Annotated in this window: 13 protein-coding genes; 8 read left to right on the forward strand and 5 right to left on the reverse strand. The window is 22.4% G+C overall.

The features are described from left to right. Positions 1-178 precede the first annotated feature (178 nt). The 3 genes from rsmH to ilvB are packed head-to-tail and all read right to left on the reverse strand — an operon-like array spanning position 179 to position 3,368. Positions 179-1,132, reverse strand: coding sequence for a 16S rRNA (cytosine(1402)-N(4))-methyltransferase RsmH (gene rsmH, locus AB4W66_RS00930; protein ID WP_367675026.1), 954 nt, complete (start codon positions 1,130-1,132; stop codon positions 179-181). A gap of 31 nt (positions 1,133-1,163) precedes the next feature. After that, positions 1,164-1,637 (reverse strand): acetolactate synthase small subunit, encoded by a 474-nt coding sequence (gene ilvN, locus AB4W66_RS00935; protein ID WP_367675027.1) that lies wholly within the window; start codon positions 1,635-1,637, stop codon positions 1,164-1,166. Positions 1,638-1,646: 9 nt separating this feature from the next. Further along, positions 1,647-3,368 carry a biosynthetic-type acetolactate synthase large subunit gene (ilvB, locus tag AB4W66_RS00940; protein ID WP_367675028.1) on the reverse strand — a complete coding sequence of 574 codons (1,722 nt, stop codon included), beginning with the start codon at positions 3,366-3,368 and terminating at the stop codon, positions 1,647-1,649. Positions 3,369-4,051: 683 nt separating this feature from the next. Between ilvB and AB4W66_RS00945 the strand changes: the two genes are divergently transcribed. Further along, positions 4,052-5,500 (forward strand): Do family serine endopeptidase, encoded by a 1,449-nt coding sequence (locus AB4W66_RS00945; protein ID WP_367675029.1) that lies wholly within the window; start codon positions 4,052-4,054, stop codon positions 5,498-5,500. A 108-nt stretch (positions 5,501-5,608) separates the two neighbouring features. Here AB4W66_RS00945 and dapD read toward each other — a convergent pair whose 3' ends face one another. Together dapD and map are read right to left on the reverse strand one after the other, a co-directional pair. After that, positions 5,609-6,442: a 2,3,4,5-tetrahydropyridine-2,6-dicarboxylate N-succinyltransferase gene (gene dapD / locus AB4W66_RS00950; RefSeq protein WP_367675077.1), complete on the reverse strand. Its 834-nt coding sequence runs from the start codon at positions 6,440-6,442 to the stop codon at positions 5,609-5,611. A 29-nt stretch (positions 6,443-6,471) separates the two neighbouring features. Beyond that, complete coding sequence (gene map / locus AB4W66_RS00955; RefSeq protein WP_367675030.1) at positions 6,472-7,263, reverse strand: type I methionyl aminopeptidase; 792 nt, start codon at positions 7,261-7,263, stop codon at positions 6,472-6,474. 192 nt (positions 7,264-7,455) lie between these two features. Between map and rpsB the strand changes: the two genes are divergently transcribed. From rpsB to dnaE, 7 genes are all read left to right on the forward strand, one after another. Then, complete coding sequence (gene rpsB / locus AB4W66_RS00960; protein WP_367675078.1) at positions 7,456-8,160, forward strand: 30S ribosomal protein S2; 705 nt, start codon at positions 7,456-7,458, stop codon at positions 8,158-8,160. 56 nt (positions 8,161-8,216) lie between these two features. Beyond that, positions 8,217-9,020: a translation elongation factor Ts gene (gene tsf / locus AB4W66_RS00965; RefSeq protein ID WP_367675031.1), complete on the forward strand. Its 804-nt coding sequence runs from the start codon at positions 8,217-8,219 to the stop codon at positions 9,018-9,020. Positions 9,021-9,115: 95 nt separating this feature from the next. Then, a complete protein-coding gene (pyrH, locus tag AB4W66_RS00970) occupies positions 9,116-9,847 on the forward strand; it encodes a UMP kinase (RefSeq protein ID WP_367675032.1) in 732 nt (243 codons plus the stop codon). A gap of 50 nt (positions 9,848-9,897) precedes the next feature. After that, positions 9,898-10,455, forward strand: coding sequence for a ribosome recycling factor (frr, locus tag AB4W66_RS00975; protein WP_367675033.1), 558 nt, complete (start codon positions 9,898-9,900; stop codon positions 10,453-10,455). Between the two features lie 779 nt (positions 10,456-11,234). Beyond that, positions 11,235-13,673, forward strand: a complete 2,439-nt coding sequence (gene bamA, locus AB4W66_RS00980; RefSeq protein WP_367675034.1) for an outer membrane protein assembly factor BamA — start codon at positions 11,235-11,237, stop codon at positions 13,671-13,673. 58 nt (positions 13,674-13,731) lie between these two features. Beyond that, entirely contained in the window at positions 13,732-14,187 is a 456-nt protein-coding gene (gene fabZ, locus AB4W66_RS00985; RefSeq protein ID WP_367675035.1) for a 3-hydroxyacyl-ACP dehydratase FabZ, read from the forward strand. 65 nt (positions 14,188-14,252) lie between these two features. After that, positions 14,253-17,780: a DNA polymerase III subunit alpha gene (gene dnaE, locus AB4W66_RS00990; protein WP_367675036.1), complete on the forward strand. Its 3,528-nt coding sequence runs from the start codon at positions 14,253-14,255 to the stop codon at positions 17,778-17,780. Positions 17,781-17,793 lie beyond the last annotated feature (13 nt).

The raw sequence follows: 17,793 nt of genomic DNA on the forward strand, positions 1-17,793 counted from the left end.
ATAAAAAAAATAAAAAAAAATAAGATTTTTAATTTATATTAATAATATTGATTAATAATTAAACTTATTTTTTTTATTATTTTTAAAATAGAAGATTATTTTTTATATTTTAAATATATAGTTTATTTTCCATTTTTTTGAATTGATTTAATTAAATTTTTAGATAAAAATATTTTTTTTATAAGGTTTCGGAAACTCTTAGTATAGCACTTCTTGATCGAGGGTTTTTTTTAATTTCATTTTTATTTGGTGAAATTTTCTTAATGTTTTTTAATCTAATTTTTTTTTGTTTTTGTAAGTTATTTTCTAAAATAGATAATTTTTTTGGAATATTGTTGTATGTAGAATTATTTAAAATAAAGTTTTTTACTTTTTTATCTTCTAATGAGTGAAAACTTATTATTAAGATTCTGCTTTTTTTGTTCATTACATCTAATATGTTTTTTAATGCTATATCTAATTCTTTTAATTCTTGATTTACATGTATTCTTATTGCTTGAAAACTTCTGGTTGCAGGATGTTTTTTTCTTTTTTTTTTTGATTTTGGAATAGTACTGCAAATCAAGTTTGCTAATTCATTAGTTCTAGTAATTATTTTCTTTTTATTTTGTTTTTTAATTGCTCTGGCTATTTTTTTTGCATATCTTTCTTCTCCATATTTTTTTAGAATAATAAAGATTTTTTTTTCTTTTTCTTTTCTTAGCCATTTAGATGCAGAAATATAGTTTTTTTGATTCATTCTCATGTCTAATGGACCATCATTAATAAAAGAGAAACCACGTTTTGGATTATCTAATTGAGGAGATGAAACTCCTAAATCAAATAATATTCCATCAATTTTTTTTTTAATTCCTAGTTTAGTAGCATAATTATAAATTTTTGAAAAGCTTCCATAAATAAAATAAAATCTAGGATCAGTTATTTTTTCTGCTTCTTTTTTAATTTCAGGGTCTTTGTCTATTGCATATATTTTTCCGTTTTTTCCTAATTTTTTTAAAATTTCTTTAGTATGTCCTCCATATCCAAAAGTTGCATCAACATATATTCCGTTTTTTTTTATTTTTAAATATTTAATAATTTCTTTTTTCATTACTGCAATGTGAGAATATTTTTTATTTATTTTCTGTTCCATTTTTTTATCGATATTTTTATTTTTTAAATGTTTATTCTAATTTTGTAATACTTATTATACCAGAACGAGTTAATTCTAATATATTTGTTTTTTTTTTAATTAGATTTAAAAATTTATCTATGTTTTCGTTAGTTTCAGATAGTTGTATTATGTTATAAAGATTTTTTTTTAAAATTATTTTTCCTTGAAATTTTTCGATTATTTCTAGTATTTTTTTTTCTTCTTTTTCAATATTTATTTTAATTAAAATGATTTCTTTTTGTATGTGTTTTTTTTTAATTTCATATACGTTTAAAACATTTATATTTTTTTTAAGTTGTTTTTCAATTTGTGCAATTATTTTTTTATTCCCGATGGTTTGGACTGTCATTTTTGATATTGAAGGATCTTCAGTAGGAGCTACGTTAAGACTTTCTATATTATAACCTCTTTGAGAAAATAGACCAATTACTCTTGATAATGATCCAGATTCGTTTTCTAGTAAAATCGATAAAAATCTTTTCATATTTTAAAATTACCTGTTTTTTCTTAATAACATGTCTTTCATAGATCCATTTTTAATTTGCATTGGATAAACGTGTTCTGAATTATCGATTTTTACATCTATAAATACAAGATTATTTTTGGATAAGTATTCAATTGCAGATTTTAGTTTCTTTTTTATTTCTCCTGGTTCAGTAATAGATATACCTATATGTCCGTACGATTCCGCTAATTTTATAAAGTTAGGTAAAGATTTCATATACGAATGAGAATATCTTGAAGAATACATAACATCTTGCCATTGTTTAACCATTCCTAAAGATTTATTATTTAGATTAATAATTAAAATTGCAGTTTTATATTGTTTAGCAGTAGATAATTCTTGAATATTCATTTGAATACTACCGTCTCCTGTAATGCAAATTACCATTTCTTTTGGAAAAGCGATTTTTACTCCAATTGCTGCAGGTAATCCAAAACCCATTGTTCCTAATCCTCCAGAATTAATCCATGTTCTAGGATTATTAAATTGATAGTACTGTGCTGTAAACATTTGATGTTGTCCAACATCGGATGTTACATAAGCTTTTCCTTCTGTAATTTTCCAAAGTGTTTGAATGATTTCTTGTGGTTGTATTTTTTTTTTGTTTTTTTTATATTCTAAACTATTTATAGATTTCCATTTTTTTATGGATTTCCACCATTTTTTTAAAAAATTTTTTCTTTTTTCTATTTTTTTTTCTTTTAAAAAATTAATCAGTTTATTTAAAATATATTTTGCATCTCCTATAATGGAAATATCTGATTTTACTGTTTTTGATATTGAAGTTGGATCGATGTCTATGTGTATAATTTTTGCATATGGACAATATTTGTCTAAATTATTAGTTGTTCTATCATCAAATCTAACTCCAATAGCAAAAATTAAATCAGAATAATGCATAGCCATGTTTGCTTCGTACGTTCCATGCATACCTAGCATTGCAATACTTTGTTTATGACTTGCTGGAAATGAACCTAACCCCATTAATGAAGTAGTTACTGGTAAGAATAATAATTCTGCAAGAATTTTTAATTCTTGGTTAGCATTTGAACTAATTACTCCTCCTCCTGAATATATAACAGGTTTTTTTGAAAGAAGTAGTTGTTCTACTATTTTTGGGATGTTTTCTTCTCCTTCAATATGATTAGGATCATAAGATCTAATATTAATTTTTTTAGGCCAATAATATTGTTTCTTGTTCTTTTTATCCAAAATATTTTTTGGTAAATCTATTACTACAGGACCTTTTCTTCCAGTTGATGCTAAGAAAAAAGATTTTTTAAAAATGAGTGGAATTTCTTCTGTTTTTTTTACTAAAAAACTATGTTTAACTATAGGTCTAGATATCCCAATCATGTCGCATTCCTGAAATGCATCAAATCCAATTAGATGAGAAGCAACTTGTCCAGAAATTATAACCATTGGAATTGAGTCCATATAAGCTGTGGCAATTCCTGTAATAGCGTTTGTTGCACCTGGTCCTGATGTTACTAATACAACACCAGTTTTACCTGTTGCTCTTGCATATCCGTCTGCCATATGTGTTGCTCCTTGTTCGTGTCTTACCAAAATATGATTAATTTTGTTATCAACTGTTTTCAATGCATCGTAAATATCTAATACAGCACCTCCAGGATATCCAAAAATATATTCTATTCCTTGATCAATTAAAGAATGTATTACCATTTCTGAACCAGATAATAGTTTCACTTTTTTCTCCTTTTGGATAAGTTAATCATTTCTTGATTATTTTATAATTATTAAATAATCCACAGTTTTATAAATTGATTTTTTTTGATTAACTTTAAACCGTGATCCGTTATATTGTATGTAATATTTAAGATAAATATTGATATTAAATTATAAAAAAATAATTCTTTAAGTACAATATGTAAAAAAAATATTTTTTTTTAAACTTTTTATATCTTTTTTTTAAGAAAATGTTCATTTTAAAAGTTTATAGAATGATTAAAAATTTATGAATAATTATTAAATAATTAAATTTGTATTTTTAAGTTTATATTTTATAGTTTATTAATTTTGTATATGATTTTTTTATAATTTAAAATATTATTAAAATATTTTAATAGAATATATTTGAGAATTTATAAAATTAATTAATCAATTTTATAAAAATAATTGATTTTAGAAAATTTTCAAAATTATTAATAAATAATTGTTTTGGTATATTATTAATTTCATAATTTTAAAAAATAAATAAATATTGAATCAATGAATAATAAATTATGAAAAAGAAATATTTTTAGGTTTAAGAAAAAATCATTTACACATGTATTGTCTATTTAAATGGATTTTTTTTAATTTTATATTTTTTTTAATAATTCAAATTAAATTTAAAAATTTTCATTAATCATAAGTTAGGTATTAATTTTATGAATAAAAATCTTTTTTTTTTATGTTGTTTCTTTTTTTGTTTTTTTTTTATACAAGATGTTAATTCTTCGATTGTTTTTAAAAATAATAAAAAATCAGAGTTAATAATACCAACTTTATCGCATGTTCTTGATAAAGTAATGCCTTCGGTAGTTAGTATATCTGTTGAAGGGTTTTATCATCGCGATCAAGAGAACATCAATAATAATCATAGTAGTAATAATTATTCAGATTTTTTTAAAAACAGTAATTTGAATTTTAAAAAAGAATCATTATTTAGTTTTCAAAAAAAAGATTTTAATTCTAAAGAGAATAAAAATTTTAAAAGTAATAGTTCTGGAGTATTTTATGCTTCTGGATCTGGAGTAATTATTGATGCAAAAAATGCTTATGTAGTAACGAATAGTCATGTTATTAATCATGCAAGAAAAATAGAAGTAGAATTAAACGATCATCGTTCTTATGCAGCTAAATTAGTTGGAAAAGATGTTAGTTCGGACATAGCTGTATTAAAGTTGCAAAACGTTAAAAATTTGAAATCTATAAAACTATCTAATTCGGATTTATTAAAAGTAGGTGATTATACATTAGCTATTGGAAATCCTTATGGATTAGGAAATACTGTTACTTTAGGAATTGTTTCAGCTTTAGGTAGAAGTGGGTTACACCTTGAATATTATGAAAATTTTATTCAAACGGATGCTGCAATTAATCGTGGAAATTCAGGAGGGGCTTTAGTCAATTTAAGAGGTGAATTAATCGGTATTAATACGGCAATATTAGCTCCTGGTGGAGGTAATATTGGAATAGGTTTTTCTATTCCTAGTAATATGATTACTAACGCATCTAAACAGATAGTAAAATATGGATATGTTAAAAGAGGTAAATTAGGAATTATAGGTACAGATTTGAATTCTGAATTAGCAAAGATAATGAAAATTAATTTAAGTAAAGGAGTATTTGTTAATCAAGTATTGCCTCATTCTGTGGCTGATAAATCTGGAATTAAACCTGGAGAGATATTAGTTACAATTAATGGAAAAATAATTTCAAATTTTTCTTCTTTTCGTGCTGTTATTGGTTCTAATCCAATAGAAAATCCTATAAGTTTAGGAGTTTTTGACGGAAAAAAAATCAAAAATATTATACTTAAATTACAATATATTAAATCTAAAAAACATATTTTTCCTGTTCGTTATAAAATTTTAAAAGGTGTTAGTTTTAGTTACTATCACTTTAAAAAAATAAAATTTGTTAAAATAAAATCTATTCGCAAAAAGACTCCAGCATGTTTTAGTGGTTTTAAAGTAAATGATGTGATTTTAAAAATTAATAACGATTGTATTCATAGCTTATTAGATTTGAAGAAAGCATTGAATAAAAACTCTTCAACATTAGTTTTTCGTGTTTTTCGTTCTGGTAGAATAGTTTATTTAACATTAAAATAAAAATATGGTTTTTTGATTTTTCTATAAATAATTTCTAGTCCGTTTTTTGATCATTAGTTTTAAGCGGACTAGATTATATTTTTTAGAATAAAATTTATTTCTTTTTTTTTATTTTTTTATTTCATTTTCTCTTAACAATTTATTTATTTGTACTTTACTTAGAGTTTTATCATTTACATTCTTTACTATTACAGCACAGTATAAATTGTGGGTTTTATCTTTTGAAGGTAAACTACCTGAAACAACTACTGATTTTTTTGGGATTTTTCCATAAGATATTTCTCCAGTTTCTCGGTTGTAAATTTTAGTGCTTTTTCCAATAAATACTCCCATAGAAACTACAGATCCTTCTTCTACAATAACTCCTTCTACAATTTCAGATCTAGCTCCGATAAAACAGTTATCTTCAATTATTGTTGGATTGTCTTGAATAGGTTCTAAAACTCCTCCAATGCCTACTCCTCCAGATATATGTACATTTTTTCCTATTTGCGCACAAGAACCAATTGTTGACCAGGTATCTATCATAGTATTTTTATCTATATAAGCTCCAATATTAATAAATGAAGGCATAAGAATAGTATTCTTTTGTATACATGCTCCAAAACGAACTGTTGCAGTTGGAGCTAATCTAATTTTTTCTTTTTTAAATCTTTCATAAGTATATTGAGAATATTTTAAAGGTATTTTATCAAAATAAGGATTTTTAGAATTTTCAATTATTTTATTTTCATTAAAATATAATGAAAGTAATATAGTTTTTTTTATCCATTGGTGAGTGATCCACTTTTGATTTATTTTTTCACATATTCTTAATTTTCCTTCGTTTAAAAAAGATAATATTTCGTTTATTATTTTTAATAACTTTTCGTTATTATTTTTTTTTTTTAATATTTCTTTTTCGTCAAATGCTTTTTCGATTATTTTTTTATAATTCATAATTTTTCCAAAATTATATTAATTGAATGATTTTAAATATTATTAAATTCATAAGGTATTTTTTCTTTTTTTCTTTTTGTAAGAATTTTACAACCAGTTTTCGTTACTAGAATTGTATGTTCATATTGTGCGGATAAACTTTTGTCTTGTGTTTTTACCGTCCAATTATCTTTCATTAATTTTACATAAGATTTTCCTTCGTTTATCATTGGTTCAATTGTAAAGACCATATTTTCTTGCAATAGTGTATTTTGATATCTATTGTAATAATGTAATATTTGTGGTTCTTCGTGAAAATTTTTTCCTATTCCATGACCGCAATATTCTTTTACAATTGAAAATCCACTTTTTTTAGTTTCTTGTTCTATAGTTTTTCCTATTATATTAATTGGTATCCCTGGTTTTATTTTTTTAAAAGTTAGATATAAACTTTTTTTTGTAATTTCGCATAATTTTTTTGCAGTTTCTTTAATTTTTCCGATAAAAAACATTTTTGATGTATCTCCATAATATCCATTTTTTAATATAGTAATATCAACATTCGCAATATCCCCTTCTTTTAAGTATTGTTTTTTGTTAGGTATTCCATGGCAAACTACATCATTAATAGATATGCATATTGATTTTGGGTAACCTCGGTAACCTAGACAAGCAGGTATTGCATTTTGTTTTTCAATAATGTGTTTATGACAAATTTTATTTATTTTTTCTAAATTAGTATTTACGGTCATGTATTCTGAAATCATTTCTAACACTTCACTAGCTAATTTACTAGAAATTTTTATTTTTTTAATTTCTTCTTGGTTTTTGATGTGTATTTTCATTGTTTTTGGTTTTATTTGAATATAAAATCATTAATTTGATTTATTTTAAATTTACAAAATAATTTTAGAAATTAAATTGATTATAAGTATTAAAAATACTTACATATAATTATGTATTAATCAATATCAATAAATGTTATTTATAGAATAATACAATTCTATAAAATTCAATTATTATTTTTTGGAGTAAATATTTTGATATTATCTATGAAAGATATGATTAAAGCAGGAGTTCATTTTGGGCACCAAACTAGATATTGGAATCCTAAAATGAAACCTTTTATTTATGGAACAAGAAATAAAGTACATATTATTAATCTTGAAAAAACATTACCAATGTTTCATACAGCAATGTTTGAGTTGAAGAAAATATTTTTAAAAAGCGGAAAAGTTCTATTTGTTGGAACTAAAAAAGCTGCTAGTAAAATTATTAAAAATTCGGCAATGAAAATGAATCAATATTATGTTAACCAACGTTGGTTAGGTGGTATGTTAACAAACTGGAAAACAGTACGTCAGTCAATTAGTCGTTTAAAGAGTTTAGAACTTCAGTCAACAGATGGAACTTTTGAAAAATTAACTAAAAAAGAAGTGCTATTAAGAAGAAGAGAACTTCAAAAGTTAGAAAATAGTTTAGGAGGAATTAAGAATATTGGTGGATTACCAGACGCTTTATTCATAATAGATGCAGAACATGAAAGTATTGCTGTTAAAGAGGCAAATAATTTAGGAATTCCTGTTTTTTCTATAGTTGATACTAATTCTAATCCAGATGGAATAGATTTTGTAATCCCTGGAAACGATGATTCTATTCGTTCTATTGATTTATATTTATCAACAATATTTAATTTTATTGAGAAAAATGTAAATTTAAATAAATCCAGTAATAAAATTTAATAAAAAGATAATTTTTTTAAAAAAAATACTTTTAAAACAAGTAAAGGATTTTAATTATGGTTGTTAAAAATTTATTGAAATTAATTAAAGATTTAAGGAATAGAACAGGAGCAAGTTTGGTTGAATGTAAAAAATCATTATTATTGTTCAATGGAGACATAGAATTAGCTATAGATCATTTAAGAAAATTAGGAATAGATCGTTCTTTAAACAAAAGTTCTAATTTGGCTTTAGAAGGATCTATTTTTTTATATAGAAAAAAAAATATTGCTGGTATTTTGGAATTAAATTGTGAAACGGATTTTGTATCTAAAAATAGACTTTTTGTTGACTTTGGAAATTTAATTGTAAAAACAGCAGTATTAGAACACATAAAAGATATTAATCAAATAATTAAAAAATTTGAAAAATTTAGATTAGAATTAATTTCTAAATTTTCTGAAAACATTTTATTTCGTAAATTTTTTTTGTTAGAAGGTTTTGATGTTAGAGATTATTTACATTTGAATCGTATAGGAGTATTAGTTGATTTTAACAAATGTAATAAAAAACGTTTAGGTAAAGAAATTGCAATGCATATTACTGCTAGCAAGCCAAAATTTTTATCTAAGGATAGTGTACCATTCAGTATTTTTGATAGAGAACGAAAAATTCAATTTGATTTAGCAAGTTCTTTAGGGAAAAGTATAGAAATTACTAATAAGATTGTTTCTGGAAGAATGAATAAATTTTTTAAAGAAATTGTTTTATTAGAGCAAAATTTTATTTTTGACGATCAGGTTACTGTAAGTGATTATTTAAATAAAAATAATAGTTTAATAAATTCTTTTGTTAGATTTGAAGTTGGAGATACTTATTAAAATAAAATTTTTTTTACATGCTTTTTTTATTTTTAATTTTCAAATTTTTAATTTATTAAGGAACATTTTTTAAAATACTTGGAATTATAAAAGATATGTGTATTAAAAGGAAAAAACCTTTATATAATCGAATTTTGCTTAAAATTAGTGGTCAATCATTTCAAAAAAAAAATACAAGTATGTTTGGAATTGATATTCTTTCTATCAAAAGAATAGCTAGCGAAATTAAAGTTTTGTTAGAATGTGGAATAGAAATAGGAGTTTTGCTTGGAGGTGGAAATTTATTTAGAGGTTACGATTTAAAACAACGAGGATTAAGTAATGTAATATCCGATCAAATAGGAGTATTATCTACAGTAATAAATAGTTTAGCTTTTAAAGATATTATTCAAAAACTATCTGTTAAGACTTGTTTAATGAGTTCTTTTCCAATTGGAAATATTACGGAAATTTATAATTATGAAAAAGCGATGGATTTGTTATCTAATAAATATGTAGTAATTTTTTCAGCTGGAATTGGAAACCCATTTTTTTCTACGGATTTAGCAGCTTGTTTGCGTGGCATTGAAATTCAAGCTGATGTAGTATTAAAAGGTACTAAAGTAAATGGAATTTATAATTGTGATCCTGAAAAGCATTTGCCTTCTAAAATGTATAAATTGTTAAGTTATGATTTTTTATTGAAAAAAGAGTTAAAAATTATGGATATATCTGCTATTTGTTTAGCAAGGGATTATAAGATTCCTATTAGAGTTTTTAATATAAATAAAATGGATTCTTTAATGAGAGTAGTTTTTGGAGAAAAGGAAGGAACTACCGTTATGTAATGTTCTTTTTTTGAATAATTTCTATACATGAATAATAGATTGGTGAAATTATGTTAGTTAATTTTCAACAAAATGCTAAAGTTAGAATGGATCAAACAGTTAAATTTTTGGAAATTAGTATTTCTAAAATAAGAACAGGAAGAGCATCTCCAAAAATATTAGAAAATATTTTTATTAAATATTTTGGTATTAAAACCCCTTTAAAAAAAATAGCAAATATTGTTTTAGAAGATTTTTCAACATTAAAAATAAACGTTTTTGATAGTAATATATTAAATGAAGTTCAAAAATCTATCATTAATTCTAATTTAGGATTGAATCCAATTAAATTTGCTAATTTTATTCGTGTGAAATTTCCTTCTTTAACTGAAGAACGTAGAAAAAATTTAGTTAAATTAGTTCGTTCTGAGATTGAATCGAGTAAAGTTTCTATTCGTTCTATTCGTCGTGATTGCAAAGACAAATTAAAAATTTTTTTAAAAAAAAATATGATCAATAAGGATACAGAACGTATTTACAATAATGAAATCCAAAAGATTACTGATATATATATAAAAAAAATCGATTCAATTGCATCTTTAAAAGAAATAGAGTTATCAAAATTTTAATTTTTTATTAATTTAATTTTTTAGATTGTTTTTTAAAAAATTTTATTTTTTTGAAATAAGTACAAAGAATAGTTATTTTTTAATGGTTTTTATTTATTTTTTGTTTGTATACTAGATGGTTCCATCCACACTCGTATTTTTATAAAAATACAAGTGTGGATGGAACCATCTACCATGAAAGAAAATATTTTAGTATTTTTAAAATTAATATTTTTTAAATTTTATTTTTTTTAAAAATATTTTTTTTAATATTTTTAGTTTATAAGTTTTTTATTCTAAAAAAAGTTTTTTTTAAATTAAAAAAATATTTAAGTGAAAATATTTAATTATAAAAAAAATATTTAATATAATTTATAAAATTATATCTATAATAAATATTTTAACAAAGATAGTTTAGATCTTGTTCTTTTAGAAAGGATTAGAATATTCTAATAATTTATCAAGAAAAATTTTTAAATGTTTAAAACAGATAGATTGAGTAAATAAAATTTAAGTAAATATTTTTATATTATTAATTTTAGAATTTAATAATATTAACTTTGAATTTTAAAAAAAATATATATTAAAAAAAATAATTTATAAAAAATAATATTTTTTTATAATTTTTTATATAGATATTAATATTTTAAATGTATAAAATATTTTTAGAAATTTTATTTAAAAGTAAAATTTTTGGATGTCTAAATTAATCAATTTTTTTGATATTTTGAAATTTTATAAAAAGACAATATTTTTTATTAATTGTATTTTATTAATTGTATTAATAGAAGAATATAAAAATGATTATAAGAAAAATTTTTTTTTTTATCTTTATGATTTTATTTAGCAGAGCAGTACAAGCAGATAAAGAATTATTGGATAAAAAAGTTCAATATAAAGGATTGAATCGTATACCAATTAGTATAATTTCAAAATTTAGTAAATTAAATTCTGGTTCTTTAGTTTCTAACAATAAAGTTGAAAATTTTGTAAAAAAATTATCATCTACTAATAATTTTGTTAAAATTATTTTAGAAAAACATAAAAATTCTGTATTTTTAAATTTTATAGAACGACCTATAGTATCAAAAATAGAAATAATAAGTAATAAATTGAATAATAATAAGAATCTTAAAAAAATATTAAAAAATTTAAAAATAGAAAGAGGAAAACTTTTTAATAAAATTAATATTGATATTTTAAAAAAAAAAATAAAAAATGGATTTTTTAAAATTGGTAGATTTGATAATCTTATCCATGTTTCTTCGTTTTTAACTAGATCAAATAAAATTCACTTAAAGATTTATGTAAATCAAGGAAATTTTTATCAACTAAAGACTGTTAAAGTTATAGGTTGTAAAAAAGTATCAATAAATAAAATAAAATCATTTTTTTTAAAGGATAGAAAACCATCATTTTTAAATCTTTTTAGAGATCATTATTTTCACCCTAAAAAATTACAACAAGATTTAAAAAAAATAAAGGATTATTATTTATCTTTAGGTTTTTCTGATTTTTCTGTAAGATTTATTAAAGTACATATTTGTAAAAAATTCAAGACTATACATGTCTTAGTTAGTTTTAATGAAGGAAAACAATATTTTTTAGAAAAAGTATTGATCGAAGGAAATATTTTAAATAATATCTTTGAAGAAGATAAAAAAAAATATATTTCTTTAAATTCTTTTTTTAATTTTAGTCGTTTAGAAAAGCTTAGAAAAATTATTCTCAAAAAATATCATAATCTTGGTTATGAACATTCTAATGTTTGTATTTATCCAATTTTTGATAAGAAAAATAAAAAAGTTCGAGTACGTATAAAAATAAATCCAAAAAAACGTTATTTTGTACATAGAATATATTTTAAAGGAAATAAATATACAAAAGATTCAATCTTAAGAAATCAAATTGATATTTTAGAAGGTGATATATTTAGAAAAAAATTTTTTTATAATTCAATTAAAAAAATAAAAGATACTCAGTTTTTTGATGATGTTAATGTAAAATATAAACTATTATCAGGAAATAAATCTAATCAAGTAGACTTAATTTATTTTGTTAAAGAAAAGAATACTGGAACGTTAAATTTTAATTCTGGTTATGGTATGGAAACTGGTATTAGTTTAAATTTTTCAATGTCTGATAAAAATTGGTTAGGGACTGGGAAAGAATATAAAATTAATACCTTTAGTAATGATAACAAAATATATGAAGATTTATCTTTTGTATACCCTTATTTTAATTCTTATAATACTATTTTTTCTAATCTAATTTTTCATGATCGAATAAAAGGAGATTATTCTGAACTATTTCGTTATACCGACGAAAATTATGGAATGCATTCTGATTTGAATTTTAACGTAAATAATAATAAATTCAATTTTTGTTTTAGTTATATACACAATGTATTGACAGATATAAAAAATCATATTTCTGTAATGAAATATTTATCATCTTTAAAAAGTTTTACCACGAATGGTTATAAACATATTTATCAGAAAATAGACGATTTTATTATTGAATATAAGTGGGAAAATTTTAATTCTGTTCCAACTCGACTTGCTTTAAAATCTAATTTTTTAACATCTAAACATAAAATGATTTTATCTGGAAAATTTACCCTACCAGGTTCAGATAATAGTTTTTATAAAATATTATTAGACGATTATGAATCTGTTTCAGTCAATAGAAGAGAAAATTTTAAATTGTCGTTACGTTCACATATCGGGTTTGGAAACACTTTTTTTGGAAAAAGAGAAATGCCATTTTACGAAAATTTTTATGCAGGTGGTTCTCATTCAGTTCGTGGTTTTATATTAAACAGTGTTGGTCCAAAATCTATTTATTATAATAAAGAAAATATTTCTTGTATGGGTACACATAGAAATGATATTTGTAAATATGATAAATATATAGGAGGAAATGGAATGATAATTACAAATATGGATTTGTTTTTACCAAATAAATTGTTTTTCAAAACAATAAAAGATAAATTTAGATCTTCTATTTTTTTAGATTCTGGGGTGGTTTGGGATTCTAATTGGCAACATAATCTAGAATTAGATTCTTCAGAATTTTTTGATTTTAGCAATCCTAATATAATTTATGCTTCTAGTGGAATATCATATAGCTGGTTTTCATCTTTAGGAAAAATATCTATTTCATATGCATTTCCTATTGGAAAATATGATTCATACAAAATAGAGAGATTGCAAATCAATATTGGTAATATTGAATAATATAAATTATATTTTTTATGTAAATAAATTTTCATTTTTTTTTGAGATACATGGTTTTATGAAAAATAAGAAGATTTATTCTAGAAATGAAAATATTTTAGATTTATTAGTTCACAGACATCCATTTTTATTTGTTGATAAAATTTTAAAATTTAAAAAAAATCAACTTTTAATTGCAAAAAAAACCATTTTTTCCAACGAACCTTTCTTTAAAGGTCATTTCCCTCAAAGAAAGATTTTTCCTGGTGTTTTGATATTAGAATCAATTGCTCAAGTAGCGAATATATTTATATGTAAAAACAAAGAAAACCCTTTTGTTAAAAGTATATATTATTTATTATCGGTAAAAAACGCTAGATTTAAAAAATTTGTATTACCTGGAGACGAGATTATCATTACTGTTTTTTTTAAAAAAGAAATTAAAAATTTTTTTTGGTTTGATGGTGTTGTAAAAGTTAAAAATATTACGGTTTGTACTTCTACTATTATATGTGGAAAAGATAGATTTTCTTGAACATTTTTGTTTTTTAAGCAATTAAAGATATATTTTTTTTAACGTTTATATAAAGTAGGTAATAGATGATTGATAGTCAGTTTATTCATTTACGTATTCATAGTGACTATTCATTGTTTGATGGAATTTGTAAACCTAAAGAATTAGTTCGACATGCATTTAAATTAGGTTTTCCAGCAATTACAATTACAGATTTAAATAATTTGTTTGGAATAGTAAAATTTTATAAAGAATCTAATAAATTAGGAATAAAACCGATTATAGGAGTTGATTGTACAATACAATCTTGTTTTATAAATGGTAATGATAATTTTTCAAAATTAACATTATTAGCAAAAAATAATGAAGGATATAAAAATTTAATTATTTTAATTTCTAAGTCGTATAAAAATAGAGATACAAAGTTAAAGATTGGTGTTTTTATAAAACAAAAATGGTTATTAAAATATAAACGAGGGTTAATTATCCTATCAGGAGGTTGTTTTGGAGATTTTGGTATAAATATAATTAAAGAAAATTTTAGTTGTTTTAAAGAATGTATTGAATTTTATAAAAGATATTTTCCTAATTCTTTTTATATTGAACTAAATAGGTTAGGGTTTTATGATGAAAAAAAATATTTAGAAATTGCTGTTAATACAGCAATTTCAGAAAAATTACCAGTAGTTGCAACAAATTTTTGTTGTTTCCTTTATAAAAAAGATTTTTATGAACATACAGTACGTGTTTCAATCAATCAAGGGTTATCTATAAATGATTCTAATTTTTTGAATAAATATACAAACAATCAGTATTTGAAAACTAATAAAGAAATGAATGAATTGTTTTCTGATATTCCAGAATCAATTCATAATACGTTAGAAATTGCTAAAAGATGTAATGTATTTTTAAAGTTAGGAAATAGATTTCTTCCTAATTTTTTCACAGGTTCATTAAGTACAAGTAATTTTTTAGTTTCTAAATCGAAAAAAGGGTTAGAAAAACGATTGAAAAAAAATTTTCCTAATGAAAAAACTAGATCTAGAATTCGTTTTAAATACGATAAACGTTTATCGTTAGAATTAAAAATTATTAATTCGATGGGGTTTTCAGGTTATTTTTTGATTGTTATGGAATTTATAGAATGGGCAAAGAAAAATAAAATTCCAGTTGGTCCAGGACGAGGATCAGGAGCAGGATCGCTTGTTGCATATTGTTTGTCTATTACAGAATTAGATCCTTTATTATTTAATTTATTGTTTGAACGTTTTTTGAATATGGATAGGGTTTCATTACCAGATTTTGATATAGATTTTTGTATGAAAAAGCGAGATCGGGTAATTGAACATGTATCAAATTTATATGGTCAAGAATCAGTTTCTCAAATCATTACTTTTGGTACTATGACTGCTAAAGCAGTTATTAGAGATGTTGGACGAGCTTTAGGGTATAATTATGGATTTGTTAATAGTATTTCTAAAAAAATCCCTTTAGATCCAGGAATTACATTAAAAAAAGCATTGTCTATTAATAATGAATTACTATCAATGTATAACAGTAATGAGAATGTTAAAAAAGTAATAGATTTGTCTAAAAAATTAGAAGGAGTAACTAGAAACGTTGGAAAACATGCTGGTGGCGTGGTTATATCTCCAAAAAGAATAATTAATTTTTCTCCTTTATATTATGACGAATCAGGTAATAATCAAATTACTCAATTTGATAAAGACGATATCGAGAGTGTTGGTTTAGTTAAATTTGATTTTTTAGGTTTAAAAACTTTGACTGTTATTGATTATGCAGTAAGAATGATTAATAAAATAAAAAAAATAGAAAATAAACCTTTGTTAAATATTAATGATATTAATTTAAATGAAGTTGAATGTTACAATTTTTTACAAACAGCTGAAACTACAGGAATATTTCAATTAGAATCGAAAGGTATGAAAGATTTGATAAAACGATTAAAACCAGATTCATTTGAAGATATTATTTCTTTAATTGCTTTATTTCGTCCAGGACCATTACAATCTGGAATGGTTGATAATTTTATTGCTAGAAAACATGGATTAGAGAAAATTTTTTACCCAGATAAAAAATGGCAACATATTTCTTTAAAATTAATATTAGATTCTACTTATGGAATTATTTTATATCAAGAACAAGTGATGCAAATTGCGCAAGTTTTAGCTGGATATACACTGTCTCAAGCTGATATTTTACGACGAGCTATGGGAAAAAAAAAACCGGAAGAAATGGTCAAACAAAGATCAATTTTTAAGAAAGGAGCCAGAAAAAATAATATAAATCCAAGTTTATCAATTAAAATTTTTGATTTATTAGAAAAATTTTCAGGTTATGGATTTAACAAATCACATTCAGCAGCATATGCACTTTTATCTTATCAAACTTTATGGTTAAAGGTTAATTATCCGTTAGAATTTTTTTCTTCAATATTAACAGAAGAAATAGATAATACTAGAAAAATTTCTTTTATTATTAAAGAAATAATTCGAATGAAAATAAATTTTTTATCTCCTAATATTAATTTAAGTAAATATGGTTGTTTTGTTAGTAAAAATAGAAAAATAATATTAGGTCTTGGTATGATCAAGGGAATAGGAAAAAGTATTATTTCATCTATTTTAGAAAACAGAAAGAAAAAAGGAATTTTTTTAGATTTTTTTGATTTATGTGTTCGAATTGGTCATAAAAAATTAACTCGTACAGTATTATTAAAATTGATTAAAGCTGGTTCTTTAGACATTTTTAAATTAGATCGTGATGTTTTAGTGAATATGTTGCCTAAAATTATAAAGTTATCTCGTCAATATTTGATTGAGAAACAAACTCATCAGAATCTTATTTTTAATAGTTCTAGAACAAAACTAATGGAACAAATAAAAAATGAATCTATTCTTTATAAAAATGTAATTTGGACTAATTTAGATAAATTAATTTTTGAAAAAGATGTTTTTGGTTTTTATTTAAGTAGTCATCCGATTTATATATATATAAAAGAAGTAAAGTTTGTATTTGATGTTTGTTGGATATCTGATATTTTTAAAAAAAAACACAAACATGTTTGTAATATAATGGGTATTATTAATCAAATTAAAAAAAAGATAACCACTAAAAGTAAAACTATCTTAACATTAATTTTAGACGATAATTCTTCAACAATAGAGCTTGTTTTTTTTTCTAACACATATGAAAAATACAAGGATCTTTTGTTTAAAGATAATATTATTATAGTTAATGGATACGTTTCTTTTAGGTACAATAATACTTTTTCAAATTATAGATTCATTGTCCAAAGTATTATAGATATAAAAACATTTAGAAAAAAATATATAAAAAAATGTTACGTATGTTTGAATGAAGTAGATACTAATGAATTCTTATTAAAATCTTTATCCAAAATTTTAGAAAAGCATTCTTTATTTGGAACTATACCAATATGTATAAAATACGTTCACAAGAATAATTTTTTATCTTCTAAATTTCAGTTAGGAAAAAGTTGGCTAATTAATGTTACAGATATATTTTTATATGAAATAAAAATGTTATGTGGAGAGAAAAATTTTTACATTACATATAAAAAAGTCAAATAGTTTTAATTTTTAG

It is taken from the genome of Buchnera aphidicola (Tetraneura ulmi) (genome assembly GCF_964058925.1).
GTDB lineage: Bacteria > Pseudomonadota > Gammaproteobacteria > Enterobacterales > Enterobacteriaceae > Buchnera_D > Buchnera_D aphidicola_B.

Bases quoted from the DNA above. Each gene is read 5' to 3' on its own strand.
- fabZ (WP_367675035.1), top strand. From the start codon at position 13,732: ATGAAAAATAAGAAGATTTATTCTAGAAATGAAAATATTTTAGATTTA.
- rsmH (WP_367675026.1), bottom strand. From the start codon at position 1,132: ATGGAACAGAAAATAAATAAAAAATATTCTCACATTGCAGTAATGAAA.
- dnaE (WP_367675036.1), top strand. From the start codon at position 14,253: ATGATTGATAGTCAGTTTATTCATTTACGTATTCATAGTGACTATTCA.
- ilvN (WP_367675027.1), bottom strand. From the start codon at position 1,637: ATGAAAAGATTTTTATCGATTTTACTAGAAAACGAATCTGGATCATTA.
- tsf (WP_367675031.1), top strand. From the start codon at position 8,217: ATGGTTGTTAAAAATTTATTGAAATTAATTAAAGATTTAAGGAATAGA.
- bamA (WP_367675034.1), top strand. From the start codon at position 11,235: ATGATTATAAGAAAAATTTTTTTTTTTATCTTTATGATTTTATTTAGC.
- frr (WP_367675033.1), top strand. From the start codon at position 9,898: ATGTTAGTTAATTTTCAACAAAATGCTAAAGTTAGAATGGATCAAACA.
- pyrH (WP_367675032.1), top strand. From the start codon at position 9,116: ATGTGTATTAAAAGGAAAAAACCTTTATATAATCGAATTTTGCTTAAA.
- map (WP_367675030.1), bottom strand. From the start codon at position 7,263: ATGAAAATACACATCAAAAACCAAGAAGAAATTAAAAAAATAAAAATT.
- AB4W66_RS00945 (WP_367675029.1), top strand. From the start codon at position 4,052: ATGAATAAAAATCTTTTTTTTTTATGTTGTTTCTTTTTTTGTTTTTTT.